The 16,666-nt window shown below is 68.5% G+C and carries 17 protein-coding genes; 6 read left to right on the top strand and 11 right to left on the bottom strand.

The genetic code is table 11. The features are described 5' to 3' along the window. Positions 1–42: 42 nt before the first annotated feature. Entirely contained in the window at positions 43–957 is a 915-nt protein-coding gene (locus tag OHB23_RS05070; protein WP_328811015.1) for a DUF5996 family protein, read from the top strand. Here the strand turns inward: OHB23_RS05070 and OHB23_RS05075 are convergent. The 6 genes from OHB23_RS05075 to OHB23_RS05100 all read right to left on the bottom strand — a co-directional run bounded on the left by OHB23_RS05075 (position 933) and on the right by OHB23_RS05100 (position 6,315). Continuing rightward, positions 933–1,727, bottom strand: coding sequence for an SDR family NAD(P)-dependent oxidoreductase (locus OHB23_RS05075; RefSeq protein WP_027506043.1), 795 nt, complete (start codon positions 1,725–1,727; stop codon positions 933–935). The two genes, OHB23_RS05070 and OHB23_RS05075, sit on opposite strands and share 25 nt — an antisense overlap. A gap of 14 nt (positions 1,728–1,741) precedes the next feature. After that, positions 1,742–2,179 carry a GNAT family N-acetyltransferase gene (locus tag OHB23_RS05080; RefSeq protein ID WP_027506044.1) on the bottom strand — a complete coding sequence of 146 codons (438 nt, stop codon included), beginning with the start codon at positions 2,177–2,179 and terminating at the stop codon, positions 1,742–1,744. Positions 2,180–2,186: 7 nt separating this feature from the next. Further along, positions 2,187–3,428 carry a dihydrolipoamide acetyltransferase family protein gene (locus OHB23_RS05085; RefSeq protein ID WP_222632348.1) on the bottom strand — a complete coding sequence of 414 codons (1,242 nt, stop codon included), beginning with the start codon at positions 3,426–3,428 and terminating at the stop codon, positions 2,187–2,189. Positions 3,429–3,576: 148 nt separating this feature from the next. Further along, entirely contained in the window at positions 3,577–4,419 is an 843-nt protein-coding gene (locus tag OHB23_RS05090) for an SGNH/GDSL hydrolase family protein (protein WP_328811016.1), read from the bottom strand. A 10-nt stretch (positions 4,420–4,429) separates the two neighbouring features. Beyond that, entirely contained in the window at positions 4,430–5,233 is an 804-nt protein-coding gene (locus OHB23_RS05095) for a hypothetical protein (protein ID WP_222650101.1), read from the bottom strand. Then, a complete protein-coding gene (locus tag OHB23_RS05100) occupies positions 5,230–6,315 on the bottom strand; it encodes a PLP-dependent cysteine synthase family protein (protein ID WP_328811017.1) in 1,086 nt (361 codons plus the stop codon). The genes OHB23_RS05095 and OHB23_RS05100 overlap by 4 nt, the downstream gene beginning before the upstream one ends. Positions 6,316–6,405: 90 nt before the next feature. On the opposite strand from OHB23_RS05100, the gene OHB23_RS05105 reads away from it, so the two are divergent. Continuing rightward, the gene (locus OHB23_RS05105) at positions 6,406–7,446 is read left to right on the top strand and encodes a type III polyketide synthase (protein WP_222637888.1); all 1,041 of its coding nucleotides are present in this window, start codon (positions 6,406–6,408) and stop codon (positions 7,444–7,446) included. A gap of 34 nt (positions 7,447–7,480) precedes the next feature. Here OHB23_RS05105 and OHB23_RS05110 read toward each other — a convergent pair whose 3' ends face one another. After that, the gene (locus OHB23_RS05110; protein WP_261782036.1) at positions 7,481–9,100 is read right to left on the bottom strand and encodes an AMP-binding protein; all 1,620 of its coding nucleotides are present in this window, start codon (positions 9,098–9,100) and stop codon (positions 7,481–7,483) included. Between the two features lie 147 nt (positions 9,101–9,247). Between OHB23_RS05110 and OHB23_RS05115 the strand changes: the two genes are divergently transcribed. Continuing rightward, the gene (locus OHB23_RS05115; RefSeq protein ID WP_222637890.1) at positions 9,248–10,486 is read left to right on the top strand and encodes an APC family permease; all 1,239 of its coding nucleotides are present in this window, start codon (positions 9,248–9,250) and stop codon (positions 10,484–10,486) included. Between the two features lie 19 nt (positions 10,487–10,505). On the opposite strand, the gene OHB23_RS05120 is transcribed toward OHB23_RS05115, so the two are convergent. Further along, complete coding sequence (locus tag OHB23_RS05120; RefSeq protein ID WP_027506050.1) at positions 10,506–10,874, bottom strand: histone-like nucleoid-structuring protein Lsr2; 369 nt, start codon at positions 10,872–10,874, stop codon at positions 10,506–10,508. Between the two features lie 292 nt (positions 10,875–11,166). On the opposite strand from OHB23_RS05120, the gene OHB23_RS05125 reads away from it, so the two are divergent. Beyond that, positions 11,167–12,159: an LLM class flavin-dependent oxidoreductase gene (locus OHB23_RS05125; RefSeq protein ID WP_328811018.1), complete on the top strand. Its 993-nt coding sequence runs from the start codon at positions 11,167–11,169 to the stop codon at positions 12,157–12,159. A 107-nt stretch (positions 12,160–12,266) separates the two neighbouring features. Then, positions 12,267–12,692 (top strand): VOC family protein, encoded by a 426-nt coding sequence (locus tag OHB23_RS05130; RefSeq protein WP_222637892.1) that lies wholly within the window; start codon positions 12,267–12,269, stop codon positions 12,690–12,692. 21 nt (positions 12,693–12,713) lie between these two features. Here the strand turns inward: OHB23_RS05130 and OHB23_RS05135 are convergent, their stop codons facing one another. Continuing rightward, positions 12,714–13,694 carry a sigma-70 family RNA polymerase sigma factor gene (locus OHB23_RS05135; RefSeq protein ID WP_056441007.1) on the bottom strand — a complete coding sequence of 327 codons (981 nt, stop codon included), beginning with the start codon at positions 13,692–13,694 and terminating at the stop codon, positions 12,714–12,716. A gap of 91 nt (positions 13,695–13,785) precedes the next feature. On the opposite strand from OHB23_RS05135, the gene OHB23_RS05140 reads away from it, so the two are divergent. Next, complete coding sequence (locus OHB23_RS05140) at positions 13,786–14,196, top strand: DoxX family protein (protein WP_027506054.1); 411 nt, start codon at positions 13,786–13,788, stop codon at positions 14,194–14,196. Position 14,197: 1 nt separating this feature from the next. On the opposite strand, the gene OHB23_RS05145 is transcribed toward OHB23_RS05140, so the two are convergent. Then, a complete protein-coding gene (locus OHB23_RS05145; RefSeq protein ID WP_328811019.1) occupies positions 14,198–16,432 on the bottom strand; it encodes a heavy metal translocating P-type ATPase in 2,235 nt (744 codons plus the stop codon). Beyond that, the gene (locus OHB23_RS05150; protein WP_328811020.1) at positions 16,429–16,638 is read right to left on the bottom strand and encodes a heavy-metal-associated domain-containing protein; all 210 of its coding nucleotides are present in this window, start codon (positions 16,636–16,638) and stop codon (positions 16,429–16,431) included. The genes OHB23_RS05145 and OHB23_RS05150 overlap by 4 nt, the downstream gene beginning before the upstream one ends. Positions 16,639–16,666 lie beyond the last annotated feature (28 nt).

Genomic DNA, 16,666 nt, shown 5'->3' on the forward strand with positions numbered 1-16,666 from the left:
ATCGTCCTACGTGTGCGCCGATATCTCCGTGAAAGGGATGCAGTGACCGAAACGAACGATGCCTGGCCGGAACTCGTCGTGGACTCGTGGCAGGACACCCGCGACACCGTGCACATGTGGACGCAGATCGTCGGCAAGGTGCGCATGGCTCTGGCGCCACCGCTCAACCACTGGTGGGGCGTGACGTCCTACGTCGATGCGTCCGGACTCACCACCTCGCTCATGCCGTACCGCGGCGGCGGAGTCGAGATCCGCTTCGACTTCCTCCGACACCGGCTGACCATCGAGACCACGTGGGGCGACGCACGCGAGATGGAGTTGCGGCCGCGCACGGTCGCGGACTTCCACGACGAGTTCTTCGCCCACCTCGAGGCGCTCGGGGTCCACGTCTCGATCATGGGCTCTCCCGTCGAGGTCGACCCCGCCATCCCGTTCGCCCGGGACACCGTGCATGCCGGCTACGACGCCGAGGCGATGACGCGATACTGGCGCTCGCTGGTGTCGGCGCATCGGGTGTTCTCCGCGTTCCGCGGCGAATTCCGCGGGAAGTCCAGTCCGTCCCACTTCTTCTGGGGGGCCTTCGACCTGGCGGTGACCCGGTTCTCGGGTCGCCCGGCGGCGCAGCATCCGGGCGGGGTGCCCAACTGCCCCGACTGGGTGATGCACGAGGCCTACAACGAGGAGGTGTCGAGCGCCGGGTACTGGCCCGGCGGGGCGTCGGAGGGCATCTTCTACTCGTACGCCTACCCGCAACCCGACGGCTTCGACACCGCGGCCGTCGAGCCGGCGCAGGCGTACTTCGATCGCGATCTCGGCGAGTTCGTGCTCCCCTACTCGGCGGTGCGGGAGGCCGAGGACGGCGACGCCCTGTTGCGGGAGTTCCTCGAGAGCACCGCACGCATCGCCGCGGACCTCGCGGAGTGGCCCGACGGTCAGGGCAGGATCGAGTCCACGTAGCCGCCGTCGACTCGCAGTGCGCCGCCCGTGGTGGCCGACGCGAGAGGTGAACTGAGGTAGACCACCATGTTGGCGATCTCCTCGGGCTCGATGAGTCGCTGGATCAGGCTCTGCGGGCGGTACTTCACCATGAACTCGTGCTGCGCCTCGTCCCACGGCAACTCGTCGCCCACCAGGTCGCGGACGAAGGTCTCGACACCTCCCGTGTGTGTCGGTCCGGCGATGACGGAGTTGACGGTCACGCCCGAGCCGGCCGCCTCCTTCGCGAAGCCGCGCGACACCGCGAGCAGCGCGGTCTTGGACATGCCGTAGTGGATCATCTCGGCCGGAATCACGACGGCCGAGTCGCTGGCGATCGACAGGACCCGTCCCCAGCCCCGGTCCTTCATACCCGGAAGGTAGGCGCGGATCAGACGCACGGCGGCGAGGACGTTGACCTCGAAATAGCGGCGCCACTCGTCGTCGTCGATCTCCAGAGCCGGTGTGGCGCCGAAGATTCCGAGATTGTTCACCAGGACGTCGACATCGGGGTGTGCCTGCACCAGGGCGCGTGTGCCGTCCTCCGTGCTGACGTCCGCCGGGGCCGCGACGACCGTCGCGTCGGGTACCTCCGCGGTGAGACGGTCGAGTGCCGCACCGACGGACGCGTCGGACCGGCCGTTGATCAGCACGGTCGCTCCCGCTCGGGCGAGGCCGACGGCGATGGCGTAGCCGATGCCCTGCGTGGAACCCGTGACGAGGGCTGTCCGGCCGCTCAGATCGATCTGCATGTGTCCTCCTGGTGTCAGGTACGGGTCAGCAGCATCGGCAGGTGGTCTATTCCTGCCTCCAGATAGTTCGGCCCGGTGCGCACGAAGCCGAGGCGCACGTACCACTCCTCCAGGTAGGCCTGGGCGGAGATCGCGACGTCGGTGCCCGCGAACTCGATCGCCGCCCGCACCAGGTCGGCGGCCAGCCCGCGTCCGCGTGCCGCCGACGCCGTGGCGACGCGGCCGATGTGGGCCGGCACCTCGTCCTGCAACACCCGCAGTGTCGCGAGCACGTCGCCGTTCGGCTCCTCCGACCAGAACAAGGTGGTCGTGGGTTCGAGATCGCGCCCGTCGATCTCCTGCTCGCCGACGATGCCCTGCTCGTGAATGAACACCTCGGTGCGCAACTGCAGGACGCGGTACAGCGCAACGGGATCGACGTCTCGAACGGTGGCGTGATGGATGCTGGTCACCGCACCACTATCCCAGGGCCGCGAACCCCACCGGATCCGAGAGCAGGGTCGCGACGGTGGACAGGAACTTGGAGCCCTGTTCGCCGTCGACGAGCCGGTGGTCGAACGACAGACTGAGGGTCGTGACGTGTCGCAGCGCGATCTCCCCGCGGTACTCCCACGGCTGACGCCGGACGGCCCCGAAGCACAGGATGGCGGCCTCGCCGGGCGTGAGGATCGGGGTGCCCGAATCGATGCCGAACACGCCGATGTTGGTGATCGTGATGGTCCCGTCGGCGAGCTCCGCCGGACCGGTCTTCCCCTCCTTGGCGACGGCGGTCAGCGCGGACAGTGACGAGCACAGGTCGCGGAATCCGAGGGTCTGCGCGTTCTTGATGTTGGGAACCATCAGCCCGCGCGGTGTCGCCGCGGCGATACCGAGGTTCACGTACTTCTTGGTGACGATCTCGTTCGCCGCCTCGTCCCACGACGAGTTGAGGCTCGGGTGCTCCCGGACGGCGATGAGCAGGGCCTTCGCGACGAGAGCGAGCGGCGTCACGCGGACGCCGGCCAGCAGTGGGCTCGCCTTCAGCTCGTCGAGCAACTCCATCATCGGTGTGACGTCGACGGTGACGAACTCGGTGACGTGCGGCGCGGTGAACGCGCTGCGCACCATGGCCTCGGCGGTGTGCTTGCGGACGCCCTTGATCGGCGTGCGCTCCTCGTCCGCGTGCGGCGCGGAGGAGACGGCCAGGTCGTCGCGGGTCACGTTGCCGTGCGGTCCCGTCGGGGCCACGGTCGCGAGGTCGATACCGCGCTCACGCGCTTCCTTGCGTACCGGCGGCGCGGCCAGGGGCCGACGACTCGATGTCTCCTCCGCGACGCCGTAGCCGACGAGGACTGGCGTCCGCGTCGGCGCGGCCCCGACCGTCTCGGACTCCGCCTTCTCGACCGACGGCTCGGGACGCGCGTCGGCTGCCGCCTCGTCGGCGGTGTCGGGCGAGGCCGGACCGGTCGTCGCCGGACCCGCCACCTCGATGTCGAGGAACGGTGCGCCCACGTCGATGGTGGTGCCCTCCTCGGCGTGCCGCGCCACGACCACGCCGGCATAGGGAGACGGCAGTTCGACGGACGCCTTCGCGGTCTCGACCTCGGCGATGGTCTGGTTGAGCGTGATGGTGTCGCCGACGTCGACCGACCAGGTGAGCAGCTCGGCGTCGGCGAGCCCCTCGCCGAGGTCCGGCAGCAGGAATGTCTTGACCGTGGACATGGCGGATGCTCCTCGTGAGTGCACTCGTGAACGCTGTGTGTCAGATCACACAATCACCACGCCGCACAGTGCGCAAGAGACGGTCGACCGAGTGAGCACGATGACCAACGGCGGCGGTCGAGCGAGGCAGTCGGTCGTGCACCGTGCGTCAGCGCAGTGCGGCCACGATCTCGCGCGCGGTGTTCTGGTGACTCGCCGCCGTGGGGTGCAGCGGCACCACCGCGTCCGGAGACGTCGGCACCGCGCCGACCATCCAGCTGTCGGCGGCGCACACGTCGTGGTCACGGGTGGTCGGCGCGAGGTCGACGAACGTGGCGTCGTGCGCGACGGCGGCGCGACTCATCACCGAGTTGAGCTGATCGATGCGGGCCTGTAGGTAGGTCGCGTCCGCGGGCCGCACGGGCTGCGAGTCGAGGCAGCCACCGGGCCGGATGCCGGTGGGATACCCGACCATCACCACCTGCGCGGCCGGCGCCCGGCGGGCGATCTCGTCGAGGATCGTGTCGTACGTCGCGGCGAACGCGTCGATACGGTCGCTGTAGGTGTCCGGACGATCGGAGCACGATGGCGTCAGAGGAGCCGGGAGCACGCTGAAACAGCCCGCCGCGAGCTGAACCAACTGGATGTCGTTGCCGCCGATTCCCAGGGTGACGAGCGTGGTGTCCGGACCGAGCGCGTCGAACTGCGGTGCGGCGACTCCGCCGCCGAGCCCGGTCTGCGGTCCCGCGAGGTTCTCGCTCTCCGCGGCGCCGCACGTCACGTCGCGCACCGTGTCGATGCCGAGTTCGCGAGCGACGAGCGTGGGGTAGTTCACCGCGGACCGGCCGCAGATCCCGGACGGTGTCTGCGGTGCGATTCCGCTGCCGGCGGAGAACGAATCTCCTAGCGCGACATACGCACCGGGTGCCGGCGCGGCGGCCGCGGGAGCGGCGGACAGAGTGCTCGCGGCGGCGGCAGCCGCCACTGCGACGACGAGTCGGCGTGTCGACATGCGCGCAGTCCTAGTCGGCGTCGTTCGATGCTTCCGACTCCGCGACGTCGGGTGCGTTCTCCCGCGTCGCCATACCGCCGGCGCCGCCCTGATCGGCGGGTCCGGGACGACCGCCCTTGGGCTCGTCGGTGGAGTCGTTCGTCGTCGTCTTCTCGGCCATGGACTCAGCGTAAACGGCCGTGGCGCCGTCGGACGACGAAAGGTCGGGACCGGGTGCGCGCATCCCTACCGCCGCCAGTTCGAGCGCCGCGAGCGAGCGGACCACGGCTGGGTCGCCCGCGCGCCAGGCGCCGGCGGGATCGGGATGGATGTGCGTCAGTTCCGTCAGCGGTCGCCGTGCGAGAGCACGCAGCGCGAAGAGGTCGAGGTCGGCGCCGGACCGGAGAAGCGCCGCCGCGGCGGTGGCCTGCCGGGCGAAGCGGATCCGCCGCGGGAGCCACAGGAGCAGCAGCGCGACGATGGGGAGCAGGGCGACGGTGACACCAAGGAACGACGCCAGCGCCTCGACCGCCGCGACCTGCGCCTCACCTGCGCCGCGCAGTGCGGCGCCGGCGTCCCCGGCCCGGTCGAACGGTGTGCGGACGTCGTCACCGATGAGTGGGACGGAGGACACCCGTTCGCCCGCGGACCGGAGATTGTTCTCCAGTCCGCTTCCGGCGTCGGCGATCTCGCGTCCGGGCGCCGCCAACGCCATCACCGCGTCGTGCAGCGCCAGGCCCACCCGGATCCAGACCACGGTCCACACCGCGACCACCACGTCGGCGACCACCTGGCGGGTCCGGCGGGCGGGCAGCTCCGAGTAGAGGGTCATCACACGGACTCCGACCAGACGCCTGTCGCGAGGAAGTGGTCGATGCTGGCGCGGTGTGCGTCGAGGTTCATGCCGTGGCTCGTCACCCAGGCGTCGTCGTAGTAGGTGCCCTCGTAGCGCTCTCCGCCGTCGCACAGCAGCGTGACGATGCTCCCCTGCTCTCCGCGAGCCTTCATGTCCGCTGCCAACCGGAACGCGCCGACGAGGTTGGTCCCGGTCGATCCACCGGCGTGCAGGCCCGTCACCTGGTCGAGCATGCGGACGGCCGCCACCGAGGCGGCGTCGGGGATCCGCACCATGTGCTCGATGACGGCGGGGACGAACGACGGCTCGACGCGGGGCCGACCGATTCCCTCGATGCGCGATCCGGTGCCGACGGCGTCGCGGGTGTCGTCGCGCCACGCCTCGAAGAACGCGGATCCCTCGGGGTCGACGACGCACACCCGGGTGGGCACGCGCCGGTAGCGGCAGTACCGGCCGATGGTCGCGCTGGTGCCACCGGTGCCGGCGCCGACCACCACCCAGGTGGGGACGGGGAACCGTTCGAGGGCCATCTGATCGAAGATGGAGGCGGCGATGCTGTTGTTGCCGCGCCAGTCGGTGACCACCGACGCATTGGTGAACTGGTCGAGATACAGCCAGTCCTTCTGCGCACCCAGTTCCTCCGCGACGTCGTACACGGCACCCGAGTGCTCGACGAGGCGACAGATGCCGCCGTAGCGCTCGATCAGCGCGATCTTCGTCGGGCTGGTGGTGGCCGGCATGACCGCGACGAACTCGAGGCCGATGAGCCGGGCGAAGTACGCCTCCGACACGGCGGTCGACCCGGACGACGCCTCGACGAGCGTGGTGCGGGGCCCGATGTCCCCGTTGGCCAGGCCGAAGAGGAAGAGCGACCGTGCGAGCCGATGCTTGAGCGATCCGGTGGGGTGGACCGACTCGTCCTTGAGGTAGAGATCGATGCCCCACTCGGCCGGCAGTGGGAAGGGATGCAGATGAGTGTCCGCGCTGCGGTTCGCGTCGGCCTCGACGATGCGCAGAGCGTTCTCCACCCAGGAACGGTCCTCGATTCTCATGACGGTCATTCTGTCCGACGCGCGGACCCGCTCGGTGGTTGACTGCGGTGGTCAGGGGGAACTCGACCTGTCGAGCCCCCACCTTCACGAGAGGCACCTGTGACGATCGCATACATCAATGCCATCTCGACCGCCGTTCCCGAGCACGACGTCCACGACGACTTCGTCGCCTACGCCGACAGCACGTTCACGCTGCGACGTAAGCAATTGCTGTTCCGCCGCATGGCGGATCGCGCGCAGATCTCGCACCGGTGGTCCGCGTTCCCGTCCATCGCCAGTTTCTACGGCGACGATCCCAACGCCGTCGACACGCAGGCGCGGATGCAGGAGTTCGAGCGCACCGCTCCCGGACTCGCCGTTCGTGCCGTCGACGGGCTCGGCCTCGGCGAAACGGCAGGGGCCATCACCCATCTCATCGTCCTGACATGTACCGGGTTCTACACTCCGGGAATCGATTTCGAGATCATGAAGCAGTGCGGCGTGCCCACCACGGCAGAGCGCACCCAGGTCGGCTTCATGGGCTGCTTCGCCGGCATCAACGGTCTCAAGCTCGCCCACCACATCGTGCGCTCCGAGCCCGCCGCGAAGGTGCTCGTGGTCAGCGTCGAACTGTGCTCGCTGCACATGCAGCAGACCGACGATCTCGAGACGATGCTGTCGTTCCTGGTGTTCGGCGACGGCGCCGCGGCCGTGCTGGTCACTGCCGAGTCCACCGGTCTGGCCATGGACTCCTTCCAGGCCCTCATGATCGAGGACTCCCGCGACCTCATCACCTGGCGCATCGGCGGCATGGGGTTCGACATGGTGCTCTCCGGCAAGGTGCCGGGCTCGTTGTCACGCGCGTTGGACGAGACCACGATGAAGACGGTGCTCTCGGGGGCGGAGACGTCGTCGATCGACCTGTGGGCCGTGCATCCCGGTGGTCGCTCGATCCTCGACGCGGTGGAGGGCGCGCTGCACCTCGACGCAGACGCTCTGACGTCGTCGCGCCGCGTGCTCGAGAACTACGGCAACATGTCGTCGGCCACCGTGCTGTTCGTGCTCGCGGACATGCTCGAGCGGGGTGACACCGGGTCGGGATGCGCGATGGCGTTCGGCCCCGGACTCACCGCCGAGACCATGCTGTTCCACGCAGCCTGATCACCCCAGCCGTTCGATCGACCCAGCCGTTCCGTCAATCCAGCAGGCGCGTGGCTTCCTCGCGTAGTTCGATCTTGCGGATCTTGCCGGTCACGGTCATGGGGAAGGCATCCATGACGCGCAGGTAGCGCGGGATCTTGTATCGCGCGATGCGGCCGTCGCAGTAGGCCAGGAGATCGTCGACGGTCATGGCCGCCGCGCCCTCACGCAGACGGACGCAGGCCATCAGTTCCTCGCCGTACTTGTCGTCGGGCACACCGATGACCTGGGCGTCCAGGATGTCGGGGTGGGAGTACAGGAACTCCTCGATCTCACGGGGGTAGATGTTCTCGCCGCCGCGGATCACCATGTCCTTGATGCGCCCGGTGATGGCGACGTAGCCGTCGTCGTCCATGGTGCCGATGTCGCCCGTGTGCATCCAGTGCTCGGAATCGAGTGCCTCGGCGGTCTTCTCGGGGTCGTCCCAGTAACCGAGCATCACGGAGTACCCCCGTGTGCACAGTTCACCGGGCTCTCCGCGGGGAACCGTCTCCCCGGTGACGGGGTCGACGATCTTCACCTCGAGATGCGGTCCGACTCGTCCGACCGTGGACACGCGCTGCTCGATCGTGTCGTCGGAGCGGGTCTGCAGTGACACCGGGGACGTCTCGGTCATCCCGTAACAGATGGAGACCTCCGCCATTCCCATGACGTCGATGACCTGCTTCATCACCTCGGTGGGACAGGGTGATCCGGCCATGATGCCCGTGCGCAGCGACCGAAGATCGTGCTCCGCCAGGTCGGGAACGGCCAGTTCCGCGATGAACATGGTGGGAACTCCGTAGAGCGAGGTGCACCGCTCGGCGGAGACCGCGGCCAGTGTCGCTGCCGGATCGAACAACGGCCCCGGGATCACCATGGTCGAACCGTGCGAGGTGCAGGCGAGGTTTCCCATCACCATCCCGAAGCAGTGATAGAACGGCACGGGAATGCAGACACTGTCCGCCTCGGTGTAATGGCAGAGCTCGCCGACGAAGTAGCCGTTGTTCAGAATGTTGCGGTGGCTCAGCGTCGCGCCCTTGGGGAATCCCGTGGTGCCGGAGGTGTACTGGATGTTGATGGCGTCGTCGGGACCGAGTTCGGCACTGCGCCGGTCGAGTTCGTCCACATCGACGGACTCACCGTCGGTGACGAGGTCGCTCCAGTCGTCGGTGCCGAGGTACACGACGTGGGCCAGATCGGTGCACTCGCCGCGCACGGCGTCGATCATCGAGGCGTAGTCCGAGGTGCCGTGCGCCCGGACCGCCACCAGCATGGTGGCGCCGGACTGGTCGAGCACGTACTGCAGCTCGTGCGCACGGTAGGCAGGGTTGATGGTCACCAGCACCGCGCCGATCTTCGCGGTGGCGTACTGGACGATGGTCCACTCCGGGCAGTTCGGTGCCCAGATCCCCACGCGATCCCCGCGACGGATTCCGCGCGCGAGCAGGCCGCGGGCGAGATCGTCGACGTCGGATCGCAACTCGTCGTACGTCCACCGGCGACCGGACGCGACGTCCACGAGAGCGTCCGACGAGCCCACCCGCGCGGCGGTGCGATCGAAGTTCCGTCCGATCGTCTCGTCGAGCAGCGGCGTGTCGGTCGGGCCGGACGAGTAGGAAGTCTGCGGTGACAAAGTCGCTCCTCGAGGCTCGGGTACCTCCGCGACGCTAATCCATGGGACGGCCGCCCGTCTGCGGTTTCCCCGATTTCGGTTAATCATGATTCATCGAAGTGGCGGTGGTTTCGTTCGGCGTTCACCGGGGGTCCCTATGCTTCGTCGATGCCGCTGCAACGACGACTGACCACGCGCGACGCCGTCGTCATCGGCGTGGGGTCGATGGTCGGCGCCGGGGTGTTCTCCGCCTTCGGCCCGGCCGCGGCGGCCGCGGGTGGCGGGCTGCTGGTCGGGCTCGCCGTCGCCGCCGTCGTGGCGTTCTGCAACGCGACGTCGACTGCCCAGCTCGCCGCGGTGCACCCCACGTCCGGCGGCGCCTACGCCTACGGGCGAGCGCGACTCGGTGACCGGTGGGGCTTCCTGGCGGGCTGGAGCTTCGTGGTCGGCAAGACCGCGAGTTGTGCCGCCATGGCCCTGACGTTCGGCGCGTACGCGTGGCCCGAGCACGCACGGGCGCTCGCCGTGATCGCGGTGGTGGCGCTGGCGGCGGTCAACTGCCTGGGCATCACCCGCACCGCGTCGGTCACGCGCGTGCTCGTGGCGGTGGTGCTCGTCGTGCTCGTCGCGGCACTGATCGTCGGTGCGACCGGCTCGTCCACCGTGACGGGCGCCGGGTTCTCGGCGACCTCGGGTCCGGTGGGCGTTCTGCAGTCCGCGGGGATCCTGTTCTTCGCCTTCGCTGGGTACGCGCGCATCGCGACGCTCGGAGAGGAGGTGCGGGACCCGGCGCGCACCATCCCGCGCGCCGTGGTCGGCGCCCTCGCGTGCGCGGTCGTGATCTACGCGGCCGTCGCAGTGATGCTGCTGCACGTTCTCGGGGCGGACGCACTCGCGCGCTCGACGGCTCCGGTGGCCGCGGCAATGGACGCGGTCGGGGCACACTGGGCGGGCCCGGTGGTGCGCGTCGGGGCATCGGCCGCGGCTCTCGGAGCCCTGCTGGGACTGATCGCGGGGATCGGCCGCACCACGATGGCGATGGCGCGGGAAGGGGACATGCCGCGATACCTCGCGCACGTCGACGAGCGCCGCTCGGTTCCGCGCGCCGCGGAGATCACCGTGGCCGCCGTGGTGGTCGTCGTGGTTCTCACGCTCGACGTGCGGAACGCGATCGGATTCTCGTCGTTCGGAGTTCTCGTCTATTACGCCGTGGCCAATGCCGCGGCATTCACGCAGACCGGTTCCGATCGCCGGTGGCCGCGGGCACTGCAGATGCTCGGGCTCTGCGGCTGCGTCCTGCTGGCGGTCACACTGCCCGCGGCGGCGGTGGTGGTCGGAATCGGGGTTCTGTCGGCAGGGTCGGCCGGACGGTGGATGCTGCAGCGCCGGCGCGCACTGCGGTCATGACATCACTACTGCCCTGACGTCACTGGGCGGAGTTGTACGCCTCTTCGACCTCGGCCGGAATACGTCCGCGGCTCGAGACCGTGTACCCGTTCTGATTCGCCCACTCGCGAATGGCTCTGGTCTGCAGAGGATCTCGCGGAGACGAGCCGACCTGCGTCGCCGTTCCGGTCGCCTTCTTCGCCGTGGCCTTCTTGCCACGTGACGACACCTTCGTGGCGTGCTCGGCCCAGTAATCGAGTTGCTTGCGGAACTCCTTGGCATTCTTCACACCGAGGTCGATCTCGTACTCCACACCGTCGACCGAGAAACCGATGGTCTCCCCTTTACCCGATTTGATGGGTGCGCCGTCGATATCGTCGACCAATTCCACGAAGACCTGTTTCGCCATGACGCTGTGGTTCCTTTCGATGATGAGTTCCCCGACCGAACCGGACATGGATTCATCGAGCCGTCGTCGACTCGTGGGTCCGACCACCATCGCGGTTCTTCCGCCAGAGTTTATCCATCTCGAAGCCCGATTAGCGAGTCACCGCCAATTCCGGTTCGATGTCGTGTACTCGTGCCGGTCCTTCGATACCGCACGGTTCGGTCGTTCGAGGTCACGCGGCTCGGGAAATATTCTCCGCCGGGCGGGCGTTCGCACCTGAGAAGTCTTCTTTTTCTCGAAAGGGTGAACGCACGTGGCCGTACCACTGTCCGTACTCGATCTCGCACAGGTCGGCGAGGGTGAAACTCCTCGAAGCAGTTTCGATGCCAGTGTCGCGTTGGCCCGCCTCGCGGAGGAGAGCGGATATCGGCGAGTCTGGTACGCGGAGCACCACAACATGCCCTCCATCGCGTCCTCGGCGACGTCGGTCCTCATCGCACACGTGGCCGCGCACACCTCGTCCATTCGTCTCGGATCGGGTGGAGTGATGTTGCCGAACCATTCTCCGCTGACCATTGCCGAGCAATTCGGAACGCTGGCCACACTCCATCCGGACCGTATCGATCTCGGTCTCGGCAGAGCGCCGGGATCCGATCAGACCACCATGCGTGCGCTGCGCCGTGACCCGTCGTCGGCCGATTCCTTCCCGCAGGACGTTCTCGAACTCCAGGGCTACCTGTCGGGTTCGAGTCGGGTTCCGGGAGTACAGGCAGTGCCGGGCGCGGGAACCGATGTGCCGCTCTACATTTTGGGATCCTCGCTCTTCGGTGCTCAGCTCGCAGCACATCTCGGCCTTCCGTATGCCAACGCGTCGCACTTCTCTCCCGACTCGCTCGAGGAGGCCGTGGCCGTCTATCGGGACACGTTCGAGCCGTCCGCACAGCTCGCCGAGCCCTACGTCATCGCCGCCGTCAACGCGACGGTCGCACCGACGTCCGCTCGCGCGCACGAGCTGTTCACGGCCGGTCTGCGGCGCCGGGTGGTGCAGATGGTGGGACGCGGCCGTTCCTTCTCCGAGGAGGAGGTCGACATGATCATGGACTCTCCCGCGGGCCGACAGATTCAGGAAATGGTGAAGTACTCGGCCGTCGGAACGCCGGCGGAGGCGTCGGACTACATCGATCGTTTCGCCGCGCACGCCCGGGCGGACGAGGTCATCGTCGCCAGCGGTATCGACGACACCGACGAGCGACTGCTCTCCTACCGCCTGCTCGCCGAGCAGCATCTGCACGCCACCGCGGCCTGACGCCGCACGACCGACACCGCCCGAGCGATGACTTTTCCGCCCGGGCGGTGTCGGTAGTGGTGAGTGGCTCTGACGCCGGGGCCGACGACACCACACCAGGAGACACCATGTCCGGCATGATCTTCGTCAACACCTTCGTCCAGGACGTCGCCGCGAGCCGCGCGTTCTTCACGTCGCTGGGATTCTCTTTCAACGACACCTTCAGCGATGAGAACACCGCGTGCCTGATCGTCAACGAGCAGGCCGTCGTGATGCTGCTGAACGTCCCGCGCTTCAAAGATTTCATCCGCGACGACGTCGCGGACCTCTCCACCTCGCGCGAGATGCTGCTGGCCGTGTCGGCCGACAGCAAGGAGGCCGTCGACGCCATGGCCGACGCGGCGCTCGCCGCGGGCGGCAGTGACTGGATGGATCCGCAGGACCACAGCTTCATGTACGGGCGGTCGTTCCGCGACCTCGACGGTCACGTGTGGGAAGTGACCTGGATGGACCCGGCCGTCGCCTCGGGCGAGGCCACGCCTCCCGACATGTGAGCCGCGGCTGGTGACCCGGGCTCAGCCCGGGTACACCGGTGGCAGTCCGAACCGATCGAACAGCGTGAGATCGAAGAAGCACGCCACATGCGCGACGCGGGCGTCGATGATCTCGAGGACGTGCAGCTGGAACGGACGGTGTACCCCGTCCTCTCCGAGCATGTAGAGGCCGAAGGCCGGCTGCCCGTTGGCGGTGGTCGCCATCATCCGCATCGATTCGGGGCCGGTCGCGGGGCACTTCGTCGAGATGAGGGCGCCGATGTCGGCCGGGCCGCGGTACCACCCGGTGAACGGCGGCATCTCCCAGACCGCCTCTGCGGCGAAGAGTTTCACGATGCCGTCGATGTCGTACGTCTCGAATCCCTCGACGTAGCGTCGCAACAACTCTCGCGTCTCCGGTGACTCCGGCTCGGACACGGAGTTCTCGTCGGGCATGATCGCCTCGATCTGGCCGCGCGCACGTTGCAGCAGGCTGTTGACTGCAGCAGTGGAGGTGCCGAGCAGTTCGGCCACCTCGGACGCCTTCCACTGCAACACCTCTCGGAGTACGAGGACGGCTCGCTGCCGGGCGGACAGATGCTGCAACGCGGCCACGAACGCGAGCCGCACCGATTCACGCGAGCCGATCAGCGATGCCGGGTCGTCGTCCACCGGATCGCCGAACGGCGGCGCCGGCTCGAGCCACGCGATCTCGTGGCGCTCGACCAGCTCGTCCGACGGATCGGACGACGGCGTACCCAGCCCCGACGGCATCGGTCGGCGCTTGCGGCCCTCGAGCGAGGTGAGGCAGGTGTTCGTGGCGATGCGGTAGAGCCACGTGCGCAGCGACGAGTCGCCCTTGAAGTTCGCGTACCCCTTCCACCCTCGGACCAGGGTGTCCTGCACCAGATCCTCCGCGTCGTGGATGGATCCGGTCATGCGGTAACAGTGCGCGAGGAGCTCGCGGCGGTACGGTTCCGCGAGAGTCATGAAGTCGTTGCCGAGCTCCTGCGTCGCAGTCATGCGAGGAGGATAGTCCTCGCAGGGACGACTCGCCGAGGAAAATTTCGGGGCTTCGTGATGAGTTTCCGTGGCGTACGCGGTCGACAGTCACATGACCACACACCTCACCCGCGCCACCACCACCGCACCGTCCCGCGGAGCCGTTCGAGCAGGATGGATCGTCAGCGCGCTGGTGGTCGTCTTCATGCTGTTCGACGCCGTGATCCATCTGCTGAACCTGGACGTCGTGAAGGACGCGTCCGCCGAACTCGGACTCCCCGTCGACATGGCCCCGAAGATCGGCGTCGTCTGCCTCGTGATCGTGACCCTGTACGTGATTCCGCGGACCGCGCCGCTGGGTGCCGTCCTGTTGACCGGCTACCTCGGTGGAGCGGTGATCACGAACTGGCGCACCGACCAGCCACTCGTCAGCACGGTGTTCTTCGCGATCTACGTCGGCATCGCCGCGTGGCTCGGACTCTGGCTGCGTGACGGCCGAGTCCGAGCCCTGCTCGCAGGCTGAGTCACACCACCGAGGACCGGAAGGATCGGAGCCGCAGGCTGTTGGTGACGACGAAGACCGACGACAGCGCCATCGCGGCACCGGCCAGCATGGGGTTGAGCAGTCCGGCGGCCGCGAGCGGGATCGCCGCGACGTTGTAGGCGAAGGCCCAGAAGAGATTGACCTTGATGGTGCGGAGGGTCGCGCGCGAGAGGCGCACCGCGTCGACCGCGACGCGCAGATCTCCCCGCACCAGCGTGAGGTCGCCGGCCTCGATCGCGACGTCGGTGCCCGTGCCCATCGAGAGTCCGAGGTCCGACGTCGCCAGTGCAGCAGCATCGTTGACGCCGTCACCGACCATGGCGACGACCTTGCCCGACGCCTGCAGCTCGCGGATCGCGTCCACCTTCTGCTCCGGCAGCACACCGGCGATGACGGTGTCGATACCGACCGAGGCGGCCACCGTGCGGGCTGCGGACTCGTTGTCACCGGTGAGCATGATCGGGTCGAGACCCAGTGCGCGGAGCTCCGAGACCGCCTGCGCGGACGTCTCCTTCACGGTATCGGAGACCGCGATGACGGCGCGGGCCTCGTCGTCCCACCCGACGACCACCGCGGTGGCCCCGGTGGCCTCGGCGTCCTCGAAGGCCGTCTGCAGAGCACTGGGCAGTGCGCCGCCCACCAGGCCGGGGCGTCCGACGACCACGCGGTGGCCGTCGACCGTCGCGGTGACACCGCGTCCCGCCGTGGTGGTGAAGTCGGTGGCGGCGACGGGCTCTCCGTGCGCGGTCCGGTACGCGTCGACGATCGCGCGGGCGACCGGGTGCTCGGAACCGGACTCCGCCGCCGCGGCGAACCGCAGCGCGTCGTCGCGAGCGTCTCCCACGACGGACTGCACGCTCATGACACCACTGGTGATGGTGCCCGTCTTGTCCAGCACGATGGTGTTCACGCGGCGGGTGCGCTCGAGCACCTCGGGTCCCTTGATGAGGACGCCGAGTTGGGCGCCGCGTCCGGTGCCCACCATCAGGGCTGTCGGAGTGGCCAGGCCCAGCGCGCACGGGCACGCGATGATGAGGACCGCGACGGATGCGGTGAACGCGGCGGACCAGCTGCCGCTGACGAGGACCCAGCCCAGCAGGGTGGCCAGGGCGAGACCGATCACGACGGGGACGAAGACGCCCGAGATGCGGTCGGCCAGGCGCTGCGCCTCGGCCTTGCCGTTCTGCGCGTCCTCCACGATGCGGGCCATGCGCGCGAGCTGCGTGTCCGCGCCCACGCGGTCGGCGACGACGGTGAGCGCGCCACCCACGTTGACGGTCCCGCCCGTGACCGTGGCGCCCGGACCGACCTCCACGGGGATGGACTCACCGGAGATCATCGAGGCGTCGACGGCGGACGTGCCGCTCTCGACGGTGCCGTCGGCGGCGATCTTCTCGCCCGGCCGGACGACGATGCGGTCTCCGACCACGAGCTCGTCGGCGGGCACGCTGACCTCACTGCCGTTGCGCAGCACGGTCGCGTTCCTGGAGCCGACCTCGAGCAACGCACGCAGGGCGGCGCCGGCGCTGCGCTTGGACCGCGCTTCCAGATACCGACCGGCGAGCAGGAACGTCGTGACGCCGGCCGCCGCCTCGAGATAGATGTTCGCGCTGCCGTCGCCACGCGAGACGGTGAACTCGAAGGCGTGGCGCATGCCGGGCATGCTCGCGTGGCCGAAGAAGAGCGCGTACAGCGACCAGCCGAAGGCGGCCAGCGTGCCCACCGACACGAGCGTGTCCATGGTGGTCGCGCCGTGCCGCGCAGTGGTGAAGGCGGCGCGGTGGAACGGCAGTCCGCCCCACACGACGACGGGCGCGGCGAGGGTGAGCGAGAGCCACTGCCAGTTGTCGAACTGCAGCGGCGGAATCATCGCCATCGCGATGACGGGAACGGACAGCAGCGTCGACACGAGCAGACGCGTGCGCAGGGGATCGGACTCGGCTGCGGCGGCATCGGACTCGGCTGCGGGAGGGCCGGCCGGTCGGTGGGGTTCGTGCACGGTCGCGGTGTAACCGGCCTTCTCGACGGTGCCGATGAGGTCCCCGGTCTCGACGGTCGCGTCCGTGGCGATGCTCGCCTTCTCGGTGGCGTAGTTGACCGTCGCGGTCACACCGTCGAGGCGGTTGAGCTTCTTCTCGATGCGGTTGGCGCACGACGCACAGGTCATGCCGCCGATGTCGAGCTGGATGTTCGCGGCCTTCTCCCCGGTGGTCACGGCTGAGCCAGCTCGTACCCGGCCTCGTCCACCGCGGCCGTGAGGGCAGCGTCGTCGACGGGTGTGTCGGACTCGACATCGACGCGTCCGGACTCGAGGTCGACGCGGACCGAGGTGACTCCCTGCAGGGCGCTCACCTCCTCCGTCACGGCTGCGACGCAGTGCTGGCAGGTCATTCCGACGACGGTGACAGTCTTCGTGGTCATGAGAACTACCATACCCCCCTACGGTATG

This window comes from Rhodococcus sp. NBC_00294 (assembly GCF_036163995.1).
Lineage (GTDB): Bacteria > Actinomycetota > Actinomycetes > Mycobacteriales > Mycobacteriaceae > Rhodococcoides.